This window comes from Bradyrhizobium sp. CCGB01 (assembly GCF_024199795.1).
GTDB lineage: Bacteria > Pseudomonadota > Alphaproteobacteria > Rhizobiales > Xanthobacteraceae > Bradyrhizobium.
Genome location: NZ_JANADK010000001.1, coordinates 8,899,238 through 8,919,635 on the forward strand (window position 1 = coordinate 8,899,238; position 20,398 = coordinate 8,919,635).

The window sequence follows — 20,398 nt, forward strand, 5'->3', positions numbered from 1 at the left end:
CTCTCAAAGAGCGGGCATGACATGGCTCTCGTGGTGTTCAGCTCAGGGCCTAACAGACCATCTTGCGTGACCAGGTACGGTCTGCTCTCGGACGCGACGTGAGCGGCGGCCTTCTCGGTACGTGGGGGAGCATCACCGGCGTTAACCCTGTCGGCAAATGAATCGCCATGGGTCGGCAGCCGTCGACAAGTTGCCTTATTGGCGCGGACAATTTTCAGCGGCACTAACCGAGGTTAGAGGCGCATTATGCTGAGAATGGCGTTGCTGGGCCTCCTTATCCTGCTGAGTGTAGGAGTGCTGTCAGCAATGGAGCTGAGAGCCCCACCGCGTCGCGCAGTCGCGATCGTTCAGCCACCTGCCGAGCAGGACGCAGGCATTTCCGCTTCACATGGCGCGCTGGCGAAGGCCGATCGCCTCGAAGTTGTTGCTGTAAGCCGCGAGATGCCGGCACAGGCTGCTTTGGTCGAGGACCGCGTTGCTCTGCCAGAAGGCATCCATATCGGTAATACCGGTTCGTCCGAGCCGAAGCCTGTCGCCCGTCATCGGCACAATTCGAAGAAGATCGCGACCGCTGAGCATCCAAAACCCAGGCCCAAGCCCACGCCGAAACCAAAGGCAACCGTCGCCAAGCGAACTGACAATGTCCGGAGTTCAAAGGTTGCCAGCGATACCGAGCCCTGTCGGCTCAAGGCGTTTGGTGGCTTGCGCAAGGCATTGAATTCGACCGGTTGCGAAATCTGAGGACGCCTCTGCGCGTGGCAGATCGAATGATCTGAGCTCGTGGTCCGCTGCAGGGCAGAAGCACCATCCAGTTCGCTTGCTTGGAGCATCCTGTCTGCTCCGCCCAGCAGACCCATCGCGGCACGATCTCAACGTCGCTTTCGGGGTCAGAAGCGGAAGTTAGACTATTCGATCACCTCGTCCGCAAACGCCAGAAGGGCGGAGGATTTCGAGACGTTTCGCGCCGAAGTCATCGGGAACCATGGTTGCAACACCCGTCATGTTGCCGCTTGGTCGCGACAGGCTTTGCACGAGGCCGAGCCCCACGGGATCGGCGACAGCCACGAAAACAATCGGAATGATGGAGGTTGCTGATTTCAGGGCTTGCGCGGCCAGCGGTCCCGGGGCGACGAGCACATCGGGAGTTAAGGCGATGAGCTCGGCGGCTAAAGCTGACGTGCGATCGGGGCGTAACGATATTCGACAAGCAGGTTCTTGCCCTCGATCCAACCCTTCTCCCTTAACCCGCTGAGCCATGCGGCGTGAACGGCGTCGCGCGCCGGATCATCTGCCCAAATGCCAAGGAAACCCATCCGCCGAGGCTTCCCTTGTGCATGCAAATGCCTCGGCTGAACCAGCAGCGCCGCAGTGCCCGCCAGGAACTCCCGCCGCTTCATTCGATCCTCATCGCAGATTGAGGACGACGGGACGCAGAGTATCACGTCTCGATAGTTGCTGCACTCGCAGCGGGCGGGTACGGGCGTATGGGCGGAGGACCGGTACGGGTCACCGAACGACCTAACGTGAGCAAATCCGGTACGCCATGCCTTGACTGAACGGACCTCAGCGGGTGGGTCGCCACTTCCCAGATGGGGCTCAAGCCGTCCAACCGTGGGGCCTAATCTGCTTCTCACTGGGGAGCGGCACTTGCGGGGACAGCCTTCCATGCTGCCATCTTCGCGAAGGGGGCCGGGTGAACGCCGCAATTTCCGACCTTCAGAATTCGCCGACGGCACAGAACGACGACATTTCCGCAAGACGGCTCGCTTGCGAAGCAAAATCCTCGAAGGCTGCGACCGCGTCGCGCATGTTGTGGCAGCCGCGACTGTCGAGCGACGAGTCGACGCGAAGGTCGAACAGCTCCATCCAGAACAACGGGCTGTCAGGCAAGCCGGCTCCCAGCGCTTCGAACATGCTGATCTCGCAATCCCCGACCCGTTCGAGTGCAACCGTCCGGGAACCATGGGCGATATGAGGAATTCCGAGCAACTTTCCGTAGCCTCGCAGTATCTTCACGTTGATGGGCGGCGTGGCGCCGTCACTGCTGGACATCAAGGCCTTCGATATTCTTGGAGAGGATGGGGGTGCCCCCGAGGACAAAACACCAGTCTGAGGGCAGGCGACTGATTTAAGTCACACGGCACCGGCATTCTTGTTATCTTGAGCCAATAACTTGATTTTGCGTGCCGCGATCGCGCTCCCAACAACAGAACGACGAAAAGGGTTCGCTGTGCCTGCTGCCCGTTCGCCTCAGTTCCAATCGCTGCCCAGTGCCACCGGCGCGATCGCACGCCTGGTCTGGGCCCGCCTGCTGGAGGTCGGCATCCAGGCGGACAGTCTGTTGTCCAGGGTCGGATTGACGCGCGCGCAGATCGAAGATCGCAAGGCGCGCCTTGGCGCTGAAAGCCAGATCCGATTTGTGGAGCTTGGTGCCGAGGCGCTGCAGGACGACACGCTCGGATTTCATCTGGCACGGGACTTCGACCTGCGAGAAATCGGCCTGCTTTACTATGTCACCGCGTCCTCCGGCACGGTCGCCGAAGCCTTGTCCAAAGCGGAGCGCTATTGCCACCTCGCCAATGAAGGGGTTTCGCTGCGATTCGCCGCGAAGGAGATGAAAATTGCGCTGAGATATGTCGGCATGGATCGGCGATCGGACCGGCATCAGATCGAATTCTGGCTGACCACCATCATTCGAATCAACCGCGTCTTGACCAACCGCCGGCTGGTCCCGAGCCAGGTCCGGGTCGCCCATCGCCGCCGCACGACACCCGCGGACGTCAAGTCGTTCATGGGGTGCGAGATCGAGTTCGGTTGCGACGTCGACGAGATCATCTTCCCTCAATCAACGGGCCTCATCCCGATCGAGAGCGCTGACCACTATCTGAACGATCTGCTGGTCGCCTATTGCGAAGAGGCGCTGGCGCACCGCAAGTCGCGCGCGACCTCGCTCAGATCGAGCGTCGAAAATGCGATCGCCCCCCTGCTCCCGCATCGCGAGGCACGGGTCGAAGAGATCGCCCGCCGCTTAGGCATGAGCCATCGCACGCTGGTGCGGCGCCTCGCTTTGGAGGGATTGACCTTCAGCGGCGTCCTTGACGAGATGAAGATCGATCTCGCCAAGAGCTATCTGAAGAACGACGAACTGCCTATTTCGCAAACCGCCTGGCTGCTCGGCTACGGAGAAGTCAGCGCGTTCACCCACGCCTTCAAGCGCTGGACCGGAATGACGCCAAGGCAATGGCGTGCCCTGGACACCCCCGAACCGGACCACGACGCAGGCGACGGGCCCGCTCGTGACCCAGTTTCCTCCGAGATGCCCATCGCAAATCGCCGAGACCATCCTTAAATTGCCCCCATGAAGAAAATCGGATTCCTGTCCTTCGGACACTGGACGCCCTCGCCGCAGTCGCAGACCCGCTCGGCCGCGGACACGCTGCTGCAATCCATCGAGCTTGCCGTCGCGGCGGAGCAGTTAGGGGCGGACGGCGCTTACTTCCGCGTGCATCATTTCGCGCGCCAGCTCGCCTCGCCCTTTCCACTGCTCGCCGCGGTCGGTGCGAAAACCAGCAAGATCGAGATCGGCACCGCCGTCATCGACATGCGCTACGAGAACCCGCTTTACATGGTGGAGGATGCCGGCAGCGCCGATCTCATCGCCGGCGGGCGGCTCCAGCTCGGCATCAGCCGCGGCTCGCCCGAGCAGGTGATCGACGGCTGGCGCTACTTTGGTTATCGCCCGGCCGACGGCCAGAGCGATGCCGACATGGGCCGGCGCCATGCCGAGGTCTTCCTCGATCTGCTCCGCGGCGAAGGCTTTGCCGAGCCCAATCCGCAGCCGATGTTTCCGAACCCGCCGGGCCTGTTGCGCCTGGAGCCGCATGCCGCGGGCCTGCGCGAACGGATCTGGTGGGGCGCCGGCTCGAACGCCACCGCGGTGTGGGCGGCGAAGCTCGGCATGAACTTGCAGAGCTCGACGCTGAAGAACGACGAGACCGGCGAAGCCTTTCACGTGCAGCAGGCCGCGCAAATTCGCGCCTATCGCGCGGCGTGGAAGGAAGCCGGCCACACCCGTGAACCTCGCGTGTCCGTCAGCCGCAGCATCTTCGCGCTGATGAACGATCGCGACCGCGCCTATTTCGGCGGCGAGCGCGGCGGCGAAGACCAGATCGGCTTCATCGATCCGCAAACCCGCGCGATCTTCGGCCGGAGTTATGCGGCCGAGCCGGACGCGCTGATCGAGCAGCTACGGCAGGACGAGGCGATTGCGGAAGCGGACACGCTGCTGCTGACGATTCCGAACCAGTTAGGCGTTGATTATTGCGCGCACGCGATCGAGGCGATCCTCACGCAGGTGGCGCCGGCGCTTGGGTGGCGGTGAGGCATTAGCCACACGCGGCCCCGATTCAGTCGGCACCCAGGCTGTGGCTGATCCGCGTCACGACGCCATCCCATTGCCGCTTCTCGTCCGCGGGATAATTGATCAGCACGCAATGCACGTAGCGCTGCGAGAAATTGCAGCGATCATACCAGATCTTGTCGCGCTTCACGCTGGAGACCACGAAGAACCTCGGGGTGATCCGCTTGTAGACGATTCCGGATGGAGGATTTTTCCTGGCCAGGAATTCGGCTGGCGAGAGCCCCTGGTTCGGAACGGCCTGCACGGTGAGATCGGCGCGGCCATCCGACGTGCGAAATTGCTGGCCGTATCCGTCAGGCTTCCCGGCAAGCTCGGAGAAGAGCGAAGCGGGGATTTCAACCGAGGTGCCGGACTCGGGAATGCGGTAGCCGGTCCAGCTCTCTGCGCGGGCACCAGCGGAGAATGCCGCAAAGAGCGCAATGACGACAGCGGCTGTTGTCTTCATGTCGACCTCATCAAGTGCGTGGCGCCAGTTGCAGCTCCATCAAGGCGATCCTCTTCAGGTTCGCCACATCGCGCTCCCCAGCACCGGCCGTGCGCAGGATGGATTCGGCGAGCGCACTGACATGTGAGGCATGCACCGGCTCCGGCAGCGTCGCCACCGCTGCTTCCAGGGCGGCGGTCATCAACTCGATCACTTCGGGCGAAAATTCGGCGTTGGAAAGGTTCTTCATCTCGCGCTGCCGGCTGCTTTTGCAGGCCGCTAACCCAACGCCGGGAAAAAATGGAAGTTCCTGCGCGGGCGGCAAAAGCTCGCCATCAATTCGAAGGCGACGCGCTGAACAGCGGCGAGACGGCCCACCTACGTCGTGCCGGCGTTTGGTGGCGCTGCGGCCGGCGATATGCCCCCGGCCCCGCGCGCGTTCACGGGAAATATTTCGCGCCGGCAACCCGATGAGCTCAAGTCGCGGCCTGGTAGTGCGTGAGCGACGCCGGCTCTGCACTCTGCACGACCACCGTCTGCATCCTGATCTGGCTTCCGATCACGAGCCCGGTGAGCGAGAGCATGAGGCCCAGCGCCGGCGGCGCGAACAGGGCCTCTTCCTGGAACATGCCGTTGAGCAGCACGACCATGACGCCGAAGCCTGCGAGGCCCTGCGTCAGATATCCCGATGATGCGTAGAGGCGCCATGCCCTGAGCGCCATCGCGAAATAGAAACCAAGCGGCACGAGGGCGGCGATGCCCATCTGGTAGATCAGCACGCCGATCGCGCTCTCGACCGCGCCATCGGTCGTTCCGGCCTGCTGTGCTGCGCTCCAGTCGATCGAGAAATAGCCCTCCGACAGGTTTCCGCCAACTCCGAGACCCCGGCCAAACGGCTTTTCCAGAAATCCGTTCAAGCCCCCCATGAGACCAAGAACATGATAATCGCCGATCTGCAAGCCGACGCGAATCGCGGCGACGGCAAACACGGCCAAGGCCACGAAGCCGAGCAATAGCGTCACCATGGCGCCGAGCAGACGGGTCGACATCCAGGCTGCGGCGACGAACACCACCACGATCAGCGCGCCCTTCACGCTGCAAAAGATCAGGAGGGGCAACGCAACGAGGGCCAGAAACGGACGCCCGACCGAAAACAGGAACAGCCCGAAGAAGGCGATCCCGTACCCGAAGCTGATCGGGTGCATGTTCGGTCCGTGAATGCGCAGGATCTTCGACAGCCCGAAGCCTTCGAGCAGGGGCGTATTCAGGAAGTCGAAGCTGAAACGATCCTTGAGGTCGACAGGCACGTTTCCGGTGGCGCGCATCTCGGCTTCCCATACCCCCGAACGGGTCGCCTTGAGCTCGTCGAAACCCCAGAACGTATAGCCGTTCGTGATCGCCAGCCAGAAATCCCGGAACGCAAACTCGACATAGCCGCAAATGATGAGAATGACAGCGAGCGTCACCAGGAACGATGTCGCGCGAACTTCATAGGTCGCGGCCGTCAGCAACGAGAGCTGGAACAGAAACAGCGGAAGCACGATGTTGCGCAAATAGACCGTTGCCGCCTGGCCGTCCTGGACGAAGCCGATCGCGAAATAGAGCGCGACCACGGCGAGGGTGACGACGCCCCAGCGCATGATCTGGTTCACCTCGGCCGATCGATTCCTTTGACCGAACACGTAGAGGCCGAACGTCGTCAGCCACATCACGGAGCAGACGAGGAAATTATAGCCCTTGATGAAGTCGAGATCGGACGGAGCCGGGACCAGGGGCGAGAGGATCGAGACGAACAGGTTCTGGAAGAACAGGACGAAGATCGCGATGGCCGGCGCGTAGGTCGGAACCATAACGATGATTGCGATCGCGATCAGGACCTCGACAGTCAGGGACAGGACCGGGCTCGCCACGTGCAGCACCGGAACAAAGCCGATCGTTGCGATGGCGATGCACAGCGTCGGGATCACCTCGCGCAACGGCGACGGCCCGGCAATGCCGGCCTGCATGGCGTGAAGCTGCGGTGAGTCCCCGCCACTCATGGGTCGTCCTTTGGCGTAGCGCGGAGGCCACGATAGCGGCGGGATATGTAAGGTTTCGTTAACGATGGCGAACCGGGATCAGCGCCGGCCCGGCTTCGCCGCGCCCAATAGCGCACGCATCACGTCGGGATCGGGCTTGCCCGTGCTGCTGTCGACGAGGCCGAACCCCTGCGCCAGCTCCCAATGCGCCCAGCCCCAGCAATGCGCCCTCGCATAGGCGGTCACTGCCGCGAGCCAGCGCACCCGGCTCTCCCGGGGCGCGCCGGCTTTCAGCACGCCGAACTCGTTGACGATGATTGGCCGTGAAAACTGCTGCTGCCACGCGAGGGCGGGCGCGAGCCATTGATCGACATCAGGCTTGTCCCTGGCGACGGCAATCGCCGTGTCGAGCATGGCAAGCGCCTTCGCCGCACCTCTCATCTGCAAATCCTGGCGGAGCGCCTGAACCTTGGGATCGCCGGCATTGATGGGGTAAGGCAGATCGATGATGTCGTGCAGTGGATCCTGCGCATCCCAATGGCCCTGATGGGTGAACACCATGGGATCATAGAAATGGATGGCGTAGACGACGTTGGGATCCGACAGCGGACGAAACCGCGGCAGCGAGTCCGCGCGCTGCCAGTTGACCGGACCGACGATCAGGGTCGTGGCAGGAAGCAATTGGCGAACGGAGGCGGCGAGCGCTTCGACCTCCGTTTGCCACCTCTCGGCGTCGATATCGGGCTCATTGAGCAGCTCGGCAAAGACGCGGTCGGCGGGAAAAGACCGAATGACCTGCGCAAGCGCGCTCCAGGCATCCTGCATCTCGTGCGACGCCGCGTCGGGATCGTCCTTGTGCAGGCGATTGAAACGCTCGCCGGGATGGAGATCGACGGAGACGGAATAGCCGAGCGAGGTGAGTTGCTTCAGCGCCTTGTCGAGCGCGCGCAACGTCTCGTCGCGCTCCGCCTTCGCGGTGAAACGGAGCATCACGCGCTCGGCGGGCACCGGCAGCCGCACATGGCTCATGCCCGCCTTGCGCAACTGCTGGAGCAGCTCGCGGCCTGGGGCTGCGGATTTCGGACCGTTGATCCAGCCGTCGGCGTTGAAGCCGCGCGACAGCGCGGCAAGCCTCTCCGGCGCAACCGTTTGCGGCACGGGCACGCAAGTGCTCGCCGATGCCGGCGCGCCGCATGAGATCGACAGCAAGATCGCGGCAACGAGCAGACGACCGCGCGACCTCATCGTCAAACCGCCCGGCTTAACGCGCCGCCGTCAGGATGAGGTGCCGCGGAGCCCGCGGGCGCATGATTGACGACGAGACCGGTCGGCACGGTGTTGTATCGCGACAGTGCCGCAGTCACCCGCCGCATCGCCGCCGACCCGAGCTCGCCGGCGCGCACCACCGGGATGATCAGATCCGCGTGCGCGGCCAGCGCGATCGCGTCGGGCTGCAATGCGAGATTGCTCGCATGGATGACGATCAGGTCGAACTCCGAGCGAATATCGTCTTCCAGCCGCGCATCGGCCTTCCTGCCGGCACTGAGCAACTCGATGATCGACTGAAGGCCCGCCGTGGTCGAGCCGTCCTGCCATTCGGTCACCGGTGGCTGGGCGCCGGCGAATTCCGGCTGGAGCCGGATCAGCACGCTCATCATGCCGCGATTGACGGCCGCGCGATTGAGGGAGCGCGCAACGGTGTTGCCGCCGGCGCTCTTGCCGACCGACAGCACGAGGGCGACCTTGCAGCCACGCACCGGCGCGCGGTCGATCCGCTCGAGCAGCGGACGCAGATAGGCGCCGAGATCAATCTCGGCCGTCGGCGCAATCGGCCGTTGCCAGACGGTGTTCGTCGCAGCTCCCGACGCCAGTTCGGGAATGCGAGCCCAGACCGGGAGGTTCGGCATCGCCTCGGGTGGGGGCGCAACAGGCGCCGGAGGCTGGACTTGCCGGCTTTGCGTGACCTCCGCCTTCGCACGCGCGGGCGTTCGCGCCGGAGCCTCAACGGGATCGGGCCGGTCGGACACGCTTTCCATTGCCGCAACGGCGGCGGTCGACGCCAGCAGCGAGCCGATCGCGAGCGCGGCGAGCAGCAAAGCGAGCGGCGGACGCGTCGAGCGCAGCGGTGGAATCGCGGGCGAAGCGATCTTGGTCTGCGAGCTCTGCAGCTGACGCTGCTCGCTGGTCGTCTTGAACCGCGACAAAAACTGCTCGTAGATGTTCTTGTTGGCATCGGCGTCGCGCTGCAGCTCCTGCAGCTTCACGAGCGCCTGACCGTCGACCAGCATCTGCGTCTCGACCGCCTTCAGCTGCTTTTCCAGCGCGTTCTGCTGCTCCAGCTGCGCCTCATATTCGGACTTCGCCGTGTCGATGTTCTTCTTCCGCTCGACCTCGATCTGCCGGTTGAGATCGGCGAGCTGGCTGTAGGAGATCGCAAGATCGGGATGACGGTCGCCGTAGACCGCTTTCTTCTGCGCAATCTGGTCGTTCAGGGTCGAGCGCTGCGCGCGCAGCATGCTCAGGAGGTCCTGCTTCACCGGGCCTTCGACATTGGCCTTGAGATCGCGCTGCACCTGCTCGTAGCGCGCCTTGGCTTCCTCGGTGCGAAGACGCGCGGCCGAGACCTGCTGATTGATGTCGGTCACCCGCAATTGCTGGGTGGTGGAATCCTTGCCGGCATTGAGAATCTTGTGCTCGAACCTGAAGGCCGCGACGGCGTCCTCCGATGCGCGCAGGCGCTCGTTCAATGCCTTCAGCCGGTCCTTGAGCCAGTCGGCCGCCTCGTCCGTAGCCTCGGTGCGAACACGGCCCTGGCTGGCGACGAACGCCTCGGCGATGGCGTTGGCGTATTGCGCCGCCCGTTCCGCGCTGTTCGAGGTGAACGAGATCGCAATGACGTAGGTGAGCCCGCGGCGGGAGATATCGAGACGGGCGCGGAATTTCTCGAGCAGGCGCGTCATGTCGGTATGACCGCCCGCGATATCCGCGTCGTCGGCGATCTTGAGCTTCTCGATCAGGGGCCGGAGGAAGCCGTCCGATTTGGCGATCTCGATCTGGCTCTGAAGCGCGGCGGCATCCTGGCCGATGCCGGGCAGCACGTCCTGATCCGAGGTCACGCGCAGCTCGCGGGGATCGAGGACGACCAGGGCTGTCGCGGCATACCGGACCGGCAGGACCATCAGGACAACGACGCCGAGGGCGAATAGCGCCAATGCCAGCGTCAGGATGCGCCGGCCATTCTCGCGCAGGAAAGCGAGCGCGCCGGTGACGGTCAGCGATCCCTTGATCAGCGCGGGCGAGGCGCTGTCAGGCTTCGCCGTCGCAGCCCGCGGCGCTTCCCACGAAGCCGCAGGCTCCGTCGGGGCGATGCTTCGCGGAGATGCGCTTCGACCGAACGCCATGGGATTGGACTCGAAATCAACTGACAGGCACAGCCTGGAGGCTTGCTACACCGTAAATATCCATGGTTAACCGGCGGTTACGGCTGCCCCGCTACGGCTGGTTACCAATTGGTGAATGAGATGGCTCTCGTGGCTATGGCGGCGGCTCACCAATTGATGCGGACACCGACCTTGCCGGCATAGGCAAAGCCGCCGCCGTCGAACCGGCTCTGGTAGGACGCATTCGCGTAGAGCGTCGTGGCCGCATTCACCTGACCGCTCACGCCAGTGTTGATCTCGCCCCACAGGCCACCTAGGCTGGCGTAAAACGGAACGGGTCCGGCTTCCGACGAAAACAATGTCGTCGGTTTGCCCAGAAATTCGTTCCACAGATTGGGACGAACCCATGCTGTGATCGTCTGCGGGCCGTTGTCGATCGACCAGGTCCTGCCGAACCTCGCACCGATCCGGGCCGCCAGCGAGTCCACGTCAGTGAAACGGATTTGCGCAGCCGTATCGCTGGCACTGTTGATGTGGATGTTCTGATAGACGAGTTGCGCCTGGGGTTCGATGAAATAGCCGCCGCCGAGCCTGAAGGGATAGCCACCCTCGATCGACGCGGCGCCGCCCTGGGCGCCGGTCTTCAGCGCCGGAAGGTCCTGGTTGGCCGTGCTGCGAATGTCATAGAAGGTGCCCTGGGTGATCGCATCGATGTACCAGCCGGCCGGACCAAAATGGGTCCAGTAGCCCCCGAGCGTGTAGGCGGCGAAAGTGCTGTCACCGATCTGGCCGTCGTAGTGAGCAACTCGACCCTGTGCACCGCCGATCGCGAAGTAGGCGCCGGCCTGATCGCGCGAGCCGTCGGGATTGTCGTGCCGATAGACATCCATGCCGCCCTGGAGCGCCTGGAAATTGTAGGAGAAATGAGGGCCGGCCGAGCCGCCAAGAACACCGAGGCTGTCGCCCTGTTGCGTTCCATTGACGCCAATCACGCGAGCCCATCCAACCCTGGCGTTCTCGGTACTGGCGCGAAAACGCTGATCTTCCTGCTCGCCCATCCGCTCATGCAGGGAGTCGAGCAGATTGCGACCGTACAAAAGCGCCATCGCCGGGATGGCCGCATAGAGTGAGGTCTCCGGCCTGAAGTCGGGCGTATCGTCGCCACCACCACCGCCGCCGCCTCCACCACCACCTCCTCCGCCACAGATGGACAGGTCGGGATGATTGGCACAGAAGCCGCCACCTCCGCCGCCGCGACAACCGGGCAACTCCGGGTGGCGCAAGCAGTCGAGGTTTGAGCGCAGGTACCAGGCTTCCGGATTGCTGGCATCAACGCTCGCGCGGAACAACGAATATCGGTAAGGGCCGGCGAGGACCGACCGGGACAGACTGAATGCGTCCGGCGCCGTCGTCGCGCCGTTGACCGCGTCAACCACGAGGATTCCATTGCCGGTCGTGAGCGCACCGGCGCCAACGGTATTGGCGATCCTCAGGAACGAATTTCCGCTCGCCGTGCCGCCGTTTATCACGAGCCTGTCCGATGGCGAGCCGTCGGTTCCGAGAAACGTGTTGAGTCCGATGGTGCCGCTTCCGCCCACATAGTTCACCGCCGTCAAGGTCTTGTAGCTCGACAACTGAGTCGGATCGCCGGCAGGCGGTGTGAACTGGATGAAGCTCGAGGTGTTGGTGAGGTTGGTGACGTTGGAGCTGCCGGTCATGGTCCATTGTGTGCCGCCCCTCAGCGTTACATTCGACGTGCTGCCCGCGTCGGTGATTGCCGCGCCCTGCAGGGTCGATCCGTCCGAGACGAGATTGAGCGTGGAGCCGCCGCCGACGGTCAGCCATTGGCCGTTGTTCACCACCGCCTCGACGCCGGACAGGTTTACATTGCTCGTGCCGCCGGTCGCGGCAATCGACGCTCCGTTCGGACTTGTCAGGATGGATACCGTCAGCGAGGCATCGCCGCCGCTGACGTTGAGGGCGTTCGAGCCGGCGCCATTGGCGGTCAGATCCGCGGTGCTGGTGAGCGAGCCGCCACCGGTCACCGCAGCCGCAGCAGCACTCGCACCCGTGGTCGTGACAGTGCCCCCAATCACACTGACGGACGAGTTGGCTCCGGTCGCGAGCAAGCCGATCGCCGCCGCGCCTGATGTCGTGACGGTGGCGTTCTGGAGCGCAACGTTACCCGCGTTATCTGCCTGGACACCCACCGCATTGCCACCGCTGGTGCTGACGGCGGTCCCGATGCCGGTCACCGAGCTGCCGGCTCCCGTTGCCTGAACCGCGATGGCGGAGTTGCCGCCGGTGGTGACGCTGCTTTGATTCAGCACGATGGCGCCCGAAGAAATTGCCTGCGCACCTGTGCCGCTGCTGCTGTTCGGAACGGTGACCGACAGGCTCGTCGCGGTGATCGTGCTGCCGGAACCGCTCGACTGCAGGCCGATTTCGCCGCCGCTGCCGCCGGGAGCCGAGACGCTGCCTCCGCTCAGCGTGATCGTCGCGCCGTCCAAGGCCTTCGCCCCGACGTCTCCACCGCTGCCGGACAGAGTGACCGCCGTGTTCGTCGCCTTGATCGAGCTTCCGGTCGATTGCGCCAGCAGGCCGGTCTCGCCGCCGCCATTGCCCTGAACGGTGATCGTATTGTCGATGAGCGTGACGGTTCCGGTGGCATCCGCGCGAACGCCGACGTCACCGCCGCCACCGCCGGGCATTAGGAGCGTTGTGCCCGTCGACGTGATCTGGCTGCCGGCACCATTTGCCCAAAGGCCCGTATTGCCACCGCCGCCTGCGGCGTAAGCGACCGAGCTGTTGAGCAGATCGATCGAGGCGCCGTTTGTCGCCTTCGCCGCGACGTTGTTGCCGGCGCTGTTGAGGTTGATCGCAAGGCCTGTGGCGTTGATCAGGCTGCTCGATCCATCGGACTGGAGCGCGATTCCGCCGCCCCCGAAAGCCGGATTGATAGCCGAGCCCGGCTGAAAGACGATCTGGCCGCCGCTTTGCGCCGACGCGGCGATGCTCCAGTTGCCGTTGATGCTCGATCCGGCGCTGAAGATGATGACGCCGAAGGTGTCCGCGAGACCGCCGACGCTGCCGCCGTTGAAGGGATTGATGGTGACGTTATTGGTGACGATCTCTGCGTTCGAGCTGGCGTGAACGGCGGGCGTGCCGGTCAGCGTGGTGTTCGGGGCGATCGAGCAACTCGTGCTGCTGGTGGAGAATGTAACCGTCGAGTCGGGCGCCACCGTGCAGGTTTGGGCTGCGGCCTCATCAACGAAGGAACCGGCCAGGAGCCCGACGCAAACGGCAAGGCAGACTCGCCTTTGATTGATTGAAATCATCGCGCCACTCCCTGAACGTGCCTGCCGTCAATTCTGACAAAACGAAGGGCAGAGACGCCGTTCTGGCGCGAAGATGCGTAAAATCGATTCTATCTGAGATCGAAAATCATGGTCTCATCAATCCCGCTTGAGCTCGGCGTGATTGTGGCGACGACCAGGTGCAGGCATAATTGGTCTCGACATGTCGCCGACCGGCAACAAAAGGGACAGCAGTTCTGACAATGTAGTCCCGGCCTTGGGGCGCAGAACGCTCGATCGTCACGAGGCGCTTCAGCTCGACTTTACCCCGCCCATCCGGCACCCCGCCCGATCCGGTTCCACCTGCGGATAAATTGTACTATCGTCGTCATGCGCGTAGCGCGGTCGAAGGGGGAGCCGCTTGGAGTTCTTTTCGCACCTTCCAATTCTCACATCATTCGCTCTGACCTTGATGCTGACGCTGGTGTTTCCGAGCCTAATGGAACGCCTGCATCTTCCCCGTCCGGTCGGATACATCCTGGCGGGCATCATCCTTGGTCCGAGCGTCCTTTCCGTCCTCAATCCCGAGGGCAAGGTCGTCACTTTCTTCGCGGAGCTCGGCAAGCTGCTGCTGATGTTCTTCGCCGGCTTCGAGGTCAACATCGCGAAGTTCAACGAAGCCAGACACAGGGCGGCGACGTTCGGCCTGCTCACCTTCTCATGGCCCTTTGCGCTTGCGATCGCGATTGCGGCCACAATCGGTTACTCCGCGAATTCGTGTGCAGTGATCGGTGCCATTCTCGCGTCCCACACCTTGCTCGGGCTGCCCATCGTCAAGGAGAAAGGTCTCATCGATCACGAAGTCGCCGTCGTCACGGTCGGAGCGACACTGTTTACCGACATGCTCTCGATTCTCGTGCTGGCGCTCTGCGTTCCAATCCACGTTCGCGGGTTCGACCCGGCCGGAGTTCTGGTCACACTGCTCTGGCTGGCAATCTACGTGCCGGGCGTGCTGGTCGGATTGAGCTGGCTCGTCAAGCGCCTCCTGGCAGTGTTCGGGACAAGTCGGGTCTCGAGCGCGCTGATCATGTTGCTGGTGATGGCCATTGCCGCACAGGTCGCGGAATGGATCGGCATGGAAGGCATCATCGGGGCCTTCCTGGCGGGCGTGAGCCTGAAGCGCGCTTTCGGCGAGATCAAAGGCGATGACTCGCTCGAGATCATGAGCCAGGCCCTGTTCATTCCCGTCTTTTTCATCGCCGCCGGCTTTCTGGTCGACTTCAAGATCTTCCTTGCGACGTTGCGCGACCAGCCGTGGCTGGTGCTGGGCGTGCTCGCAGCCCTGTTCGGCGGCAAGTGGCTAGCCGCAACCTGTACTGCGCGGCTTTTCGGCTACGGCAAGCCTGAGCGCGATCTGATGTTTGCGCTGACAGTGCCGCAGGTCACGGCAACGCTGGCTGTGGCGCTCGTTGCTTATGGGACAAAAAATGCGGCCGGTGAACGGCTGATCGACCAACCGATGCTGAACGCTACCGTGGTCCTCGTCATCGTGTCGTCGCTGGTCGGACTGGTCCTCACCGAACGCGCGGCCAGACAGATGAAGCAGGCGCCTCCAGCGCCGGGACCTGCAGGCACAGCAAACGGCTTGCCGGAAGCCGCGTCGGGACTTCAATCGGAGTCCTGACCGGCGTCACCCCCGCGCTGGCACCAACGCGATCGGAACGGAATTCCGGCGCGCCGTTCAGAATAAAACAACGAACTCATACATATCTGAAATTGCTCGTGATTTTTTCACCTCAATGATCCAGCCGTCGGCGCCGACCTCGGCCCGCCCGCTGCCATAGGGAATTTCGGCACGCCTCACGACAGCGTGCGCCTTTCGCTCCGGGATCGTAGTATTGTCGTCGGAAGCCGCCGACGCACGAGACCGAGGATCTTGCGTATCCACCCGATCGCGGCGCTCGACGAGATGCACTCCAGAATCAGGCTGATGATCGCGACTGCGGTCGGACGGCGCAGCAAATGGAGGACATGATGGCGTGGCGTGACGACAAGGCCCGGGCAACCCTGATCCGCGATGCAGCCGGCAGCGTGGCGCCGGGCAAGAGCCCCCAGGCCTTTGCCGAGCCCCTGTTCGGCTACAGCAACATCGAGGATCTCGACAATTACGACGCCGCCTCGCTCGCCCTCCTGGCGGAGCACGCCTGGGAGCATGTGCAGCGGCGTACGTCGGGCAGCGCCGATATCCGCGTGGTCAATCCGACGTTGCCGAACGGGCGCGAGATTTCCGTGCTCGAGATTCTCAACGACAACATGCCTTTCCTGTACGACTCCACGATGGCGGAACTCGCCGAGCAGGGCATCGAAGTCACCCTCGTCGCCCACCCGATCATCGCCGTGGAGCGCGATGCCGAGGGCAAGCTGCTGCGGTTCTACGGCGAGACACTGCCGGAGGGAGCGAGAGGCGCCCGCGAAAGCCTGATTCACCTCCACATCACCCGCCTGGACGCCGACGCCGATCGCCAGAAGCTGGTCGATGGACTGACCAGGGCATTGAACAACGTCCGCGCCTGCGTCACCGACTGGCGCGCCATGCGTGATCGCGTCGAGGAAGCAATCAAGACGTTCTCTTCCAATCCGCCGCCGCTGCCGATCGACGAGGTCGCCGAAGCCAATCAGTTCCTGCAATGGCTCTGCACGGACAATTTCACGTTCCTCGGCGTGCGCGAATATCGCTTCTCACCCGACGGCGATGCGTCGGACGATATTACAACCGGCGAAGGCCTCGGCATCCTGCGCGATCCGGATGTGAAGGTCCTGCGCCGCGGCAATGAAATGGTGGTGATGACGTCGGAAATTCGCGAGTTCATGCACGAGCCGACCCTGCTGATCGTCATCAAGGCCAATGTCTCGAGCCTCGTCCATCGGCGCATCCGGATGGATTATGTGGGCATCAAGCTCTATGCACCCGACGGCCGGCTCGAAGGCGAATTGCGCGTCGTCGGCCTGTTTACCTCCGGCGCCTATACCCGCTCGGTGCGGCAGATCCCTTATGTGCGCCACAAGGTTTCGCGGGTGCTGCAGCGCGCCGGCTTCGACCCGAACGGCCATTCGGGCAAGGCGCTCATGCATATCCTCGAAGATTATCCGCGTGACGAGCTGTTCCAGATCGACGTCGATACGCTCTACAACTTCGTCATCGAGGTCCTGATCCTCTACGAGCGCCCGCGCGTCCGGGCGCTGGCGCGGGTCGACAAGTTCGATCGCTTCGTCTCCATTCTCACCTTCATTCCACGCGACAAATACGACACCGACGTCCGCACGCGCGTCGGAGCCTTCCTGTCGCAGGTCTACAAGGGAACCCTGTCGGCTTCCTACGTATCATTCCCTGAAGGCGCGCTTGCGCGCGTCCATTTCATCGTCGGGCGCTATGAAGGCAAGACGCCCGTCGTCGAGCGCGCCACGCTCGAAGCCGGCATCAGCGCCATTGCCGCGACCTGGATCGACAAGCTGAAGGCCGCGCTCACCGCGACGACCGACGGCATGCGGGCGCGCATGATCGCCAATCGTTATGCCCAGGCCTTTAGCGGCGGCTATACCGAGGTTTTCACGGCGGAGCAGGCCATCGCCGACATCGCCACCATCGAAAAGCTGACGCCAGCCCGCCCGGTGACGATTTCGGTGCACCGCGACAAGGACGAGGACGATCTCCGGCGCTTCGGCCTGAAGGTGTTCTCCGACGCCGCACCGCTATCGCTGTCCTATCGCGTGCCGGTGATCGAAAATCACGGCCTGCGCGTGGTCAACGAACGCACCTATCAGATCGTGCCCGGGAACAGGCCGGAGCCGGTCTGGCTGCACGACATGACGATCGAGACCAGTGACGGCCGGCCGATCGAGATCACCCCGGAATTCAGCCATCGCCTGCAAGCCTCGATCATGGCGGTGGTCACCGATCGCGCCGAATCTGACGGATACAATGCCCTGGTCCTGCGCACCGCGCTCGGCTGGCGCGAAGTCTCGACCATCCGTGCCCTGTCGCGCTATTTGCACCAGATCCGCGCTCCGTTCACCCAGGATTACATGTGGGAGACCTTGCGCAAGAACGCCGCGATCACGGCCAACCTTGTTGCGCTGTTCCAGGCCCGCCTCGATCCACGCCTCGTCCTGACCGATCGCGAGCGTTTGGCGCGCGAGGCGACGCTCCTTGCCGAGATCGAGGAGCAGCTCAAATCCGTCGCCTCGCTCGATGAAGATCGCATCCTGCGCCGCTTCACCAATCTGGTGCAGTCGACCATCCGCACCAATCTGTGGCAGATCGGCGAAGACGGACATCCGCGTCCGGTCATCTCCTTCAAGTTCGACGCGCGGCGGATCGACGATTTGCCGGCGCCGCGACCTCTCTACGAGATCTTCGTCTATTCGCCGCGGGTCGAAGGCATTCACCTTCGCTTCGGTAAGGTCGCGCGCGGCGGCTTGCGCTGGTCCGACCGGCCGCAGGATTTCCGCACCGAGATCCTGGGCCTCGTGAAGGCGCAGCAGGTCAAGAACGCCGTGATCGTGCCGGTCGGTGCCAAGGGCGGCTTCGTGCCCAAGCGCCTGCCGCCGCCTTCCAATCGCGACGCCTGGCTCGCGGAAGGCACGGAGGCCTATCGCATCTTCGTGCGCTCGCTGCTCGAGCTCACCGATAATCTCGACGGCGACGTCGTCGTGCCGCCCGACTCAACCATGCGCCATGACGGCGACGACCCCTACCTCGTGGTCGCCGCCGACAAGGGCACCGCCACCTTCTCCGATGTCGCCAACGCGATCTCGGCCGAGAAGAACCATTGGCTCGGCGATGCCTTCGCATCCGGCGGCAGCCAGGGCTACGACCACAAGAAGATGGGGATCACGGCGCGCGGCGCCTGGGAGGCGGTCAAGCGCCACTTCCGCGAGCTCGGCACCGACATCCAGACCATGCCGTTCACCGTTGCCGGCGTCGGCGACATGTCCGGCGACGTCTTCGGCAACGGCATGCTGCTCTCGCCGGCGACAAGGCTCGTGGCGGCCTTCGATCACCGCGATATCTTCATCGATCCTTCGCCCGACCTTTCGACCAGCTTCGCCGAGCGCAAGCGTCTGTTCGACCTGCCGCGATCGAGCTGGCAGGACTACGACAAGTCGCTGATCTCGCAGGGCGGCGGCGTGTTCCCGCGCACGCTCAAGGCGATCCCGCTCGCGCCGGAAGTACGCGGCCTGCTCGATCTCGACAAGGAGCAGGCCACGCCGTTCGAGGTGATGACGGCGATCCTGAAAGCGCGCACGGACCTGTTGTGGTTTGGCGGCATCGGCACCTATATCCGCGCATCGGCGGAGAGCGACGATCAGGCCGGCGACCGCGCCAACGATCCGATCCGCATCGCAGGCGCCGATGTTCGCGCCCGGGTGATCGGCGAAGGCGCCAATCTCGGCGTCACCCAGCGCGGCCGCATCGAAGCGGCGCAGAAGGGCGTCAAGCTCAACACCGACGCCATCGACAATTCGGCCGGCGTCAACACCTCCGACGTCGAGGTCAATATCAAGGTCGCGCTGGCGCGCCCCGAACGCGAGGGACGTCTCAGCTTCGCCGACCGCAACAGCCTGCTTGCCGCGATGACCGACGAGGTCGGCACGCTGGTGCTGCGCAACAACTATCTGCAGACGCTGGCGCTCTCGCTGGCCGAACGCAAGGGCGTGGCCGAGACCGGCTTCCTCACCCGCCTGATGCAGTCGCTCGAGCGGCGCGGCCTGCTCAGCCGCGCGGTGGAGTTCCTGCCCGACGACGCAGCGCTCGCCGAGCGTACACGGCGCGGCCAGGCCCTGACGCGGCCCGAGCTTGCCGTGCTGCTCGCCTACGCCAAGCTGACGCTCTACGAGGACCTGCTCGTCACCAGCGTGCCGGACGATCCTTATCTCGCCCGCAGACTGTCCCTGTATTTTCCGCGCGAAGTTCCCGATAAATTCCGGACCGCGGTCGAGCTCCATCGCCTGCGACGCGAGATCATCGCGACCAGTCTCGTCAATGCCGTGATCAACCGCGGCGGCCCGGCGTGTGTCGTGCGCCTGACCGACGAGACCGACGCCGATATCTCCACCATCGTCATGGCGCAGGTGGCGGTCGACGCGATCTACGAGCTCAGGCGGCTCAATGACGCGATCGACGCGCTCGACACCCGCATCGACGGGCAGTTGCAGCTCGGCCTCTACGCGACGGTCCAGGATCTCTTGATTTCCCGCATGGTCTGGTACGTGCGCAATGTCGATTTCAAGGACGGCCTCGAGGCGGTGATCGGACGTTTTGGCCCGGGTATCCGCGAGATCGCGGCCTCCCTCGACACCACCCTGCCGCCGGACCTGCAGGCCGCGCGCAGCAAGCGGCGCCAGGAACTCACCGATGCCGGCGTCCCGGCCGGCCTCGCCGGCGAGCTCGCCGATCTCGACGCGCTGATCGCGGCACCCGATATCGTGACGATCGCCGAGCGCACCTCCCGCGCCATCAGCGATGCCGCCGCAACCTTCTTCGCCGCCGAGGCGAATTTCCGTCTCGACCGCATCATCGCGGCCGCGCGCAGCGTGCCGGCAAACGATTATTTCGAGCGCATGGCGATCGATCGCGCCGTTGAGCAGATCGCCAGCGCCGAAAGAAGACTGGCCGCGGATATGCTGGCCACCGGCCAGTCCGGCCAGCAGGCCGTCGAGACCTGGCTTGCGGCTCACCCCGAAGCGGCGCGCATCCGTCGCTCGGTCGAGGAGATTGCTGCCAGCGGCCTGACGCTCGCCAAGCTGACGGTGGCGGCGAACCTGCTGGGGGATCTGGTCAAAGTCTGAGAGCCGGCAAA

15 protein-coding genes are annotated in these 20,398 nt (G+C 63.9%); 5 read left to right on the forward strand and 10 right to left on the reverse strand.

What is annotated here, in order from left to right:
• Positions 1-306: 306 nt before the first annotated feature.
• Positions 307-741 (forward strand): hypothetical protein, encoded by a 435-nt coding sequence (locus NLM25_RS41935; RefSeq protein ID WP_254140821.1) that lies wholly within the window; start codon positions 307-309, stop codon positions 739-741.
• Between the two features lie 159 nt (positions 742-900).
• Here the strand turns inward: NLM25_RS41935 and NLM25_RS41940 are convergent, their stop codons facing one another.
• From NLM25_RS41940 to NLM25_RS41950, 3 genes are all read right to left on the reverse strand, one after another.
• The gene (locus NLM25_RS41940; protein WP_254140822.1) at positions 901-1,257 is read right to left on the reverse strand and encodes an ABC transporter substrate binding protein; all 357 of its coding nucleotides are present in this window, start codon (positions 1,255-1,257) and stop codon (positions 901-903) included.
• Positions 1,167-1,397, reverse strand: coding sequence for a hypothetical protein (locus NLM25_RS41945; RefSeq protein ID WP_254141378.1), 231 nt, complete (start codon positions 1,395-1,397; stop codon positions 1,167-1,169). Before NLM25_RS41945 ends, NLM25_RS41940 begins: the two co-directional genes overlap by 91 nt.
• A 319-nt stretch (positions 1,398-1,716) precedes the next feature.
• The gene (locus NLM25_RS41950; RefSeq protein WP_254140823.1) at positions 1,717-1,914 is read right to left on the reverse strand and encodes a hypothetical protein; all 198 of its coding nucleotides are present in this window, start codon (positions 1,912-1,914) and stop codon (positions 1,717-1,719) included.
• A 259-nt stretch (positions 1,915-2,173) separates the two neighbouring features.
• On the opposite strand from NLM25_RS41950, the gene NLM25_RS41955 reads away from it, so the two are divergent.
• Both NLM25_RS41955 and NLM25_RS41960 read left to right on the forward strand, forming a co-directional pair.
• Positions 2,174-3,349, forward strand: coding sequence for an AraC family transcriptional regulator (locus NLM25_RS41955; RefSeq protein ID WP_254140824.1), 1,176 nt, complete (start codon positions 2,174-2,176; stop codon positions 3,347-3,349).
• 9 nt (positions 3,350-3,358) lie between these two features.
• Positions 3,359-4,381, forward strand: a complete 1,023-nt coding sequence (locus tag NLM25_RS41960; RefSeq protein WP_254140825.1) for an LLM class flavin-dependent oxidoreductase — start codon at positions 3,359-3,361, stop codon at positions 4,379-4,381.
• 25 nt (positions 4,382-4,406) lie between these two features.
• On the opposite strand, the gene NLM25_RS41965 is transcribed toward NLM25_RS41960, so the two are convergent.
• The 6 genes from NLM25_RS41965 to NLM25_RS41990 all read right to left on the reverse strand — a co-directional run bounded on the left by NLM25_RS41965 (position 4,407) and on the right by NLM25_RS41990 (position 13,580).
• A complete protein-coding gene (locus NLM25_RS41965; RefSeq protein WP_254140826.1) occupies positions 4,407-4,865 on the reverse strand; it encodes a hypothetical protein in 459 nt (152 codons plus the stop codon).
• A gap of 10 nt (positions 4,866-4,875) precedes the next feature.
• Entirely contained in the window at positions 4,876-5,094 is a 219-nt protein-coding gene (locus tag NLM25_RS41970) for a hypothetical protein (RefSeq protein ID WP_254123777.1), read from the reverse strand.
• A gap of 226 nt (positions 5,095-5,320) precedes the next feature.
• Entirely contained in the window at positions 5,321-6,883 is a 1,563-nt protein-coding gene (locus tag NLM25_RS41975; protein WP_254140827.1) for a hypothetical protein, read from the reverse strand.
• 78 nt (positions 6,884-6,961) lie between these two features.
• Complete coding sequence (locus NLM25_RS41980) at positions 6,962-8,107, reverse strand: glycoside hydrolase family 5 protein (protein ID WP_254140828.1); 1,146 nt, start codon at positions 8,105-8,107, stop codon at positions 6,962-6,964.
• 2 nt (positions 8,108-8,109) lie between these two features.
• The gene (locus NLM25_RS41985; protein ID WP_254140829.1) at positions 8,110-10,263 is read right to left on the reverse strand and encodes a GumC family protein; all 2,154 of its coding nucleotides are present in this window, start codon (positions 10,261-10,263) and stop codon (positions 8,110-8,112) included.
• A gap of 146 nt (positions 10,264-10,409) precedes the next feature.
• On the reverse strand, positions 10,410-13,580 hold the full coding sequence (locus NLM25_RS41990; protein ID WP_254140830.1) for an autotransporter outer membrane beta-barrel domain-containing protein: 3,171 nt from the start codon (positions 13,578-13,580) through the stop codon (positions 10,410-10,412).
• A gap of 379 nt (positions 13,581-13,959) precedes the next feature.
• Between NLM25_RS41990 and NLM25_RS41995 the strand changes: the two genes are divergently transcribed.
• On the forward strand, positions 13,960-15,222 hold the full coding sequence (locus NLM25_RS41995; protein WP_254140831.1) for a cation:proton antiporter: 1,263 nt from the start codon (positions 13,960-13,962) through the stop codon (positions 15,220-15,222).
• A 57-nt stretch (positions 15,223-15,279) separates the two neighbouring features.
• Here the strand turns inward: NLM25_RS41995 and NLM25_RS42000 are convergent, their stop codons facing one another.
• Positions 15,280-15,513, reverse strand: a complete 234-nt coding sequence (locus tag NLM25_RS42000; RefSeq protein WP_254140832.1) for a hypothetical protein — start codon at positions 15,511-15,513, stop codon at positions 15,280-15,282.
• 47 nt (positions 15,514-15,560) lie between these two features.
• On the opposite strand from NLM25_RS42000, the gene NLM25_RS42005 reads away from it, so the two are divergent.
• Complete coding sequence (locus NLM25_RS42005; RefSeq protein ID WP_254140833.1) at positions 15,561-20,387, forward strand: NAD-glutamate dehydrogenase; 4,827 nt, start codon at positions 15,561-15,563, stop codon at positions 20,385-20,387.
• Positions 20,388-20,398: the final 11 nt, after the last annotated feature.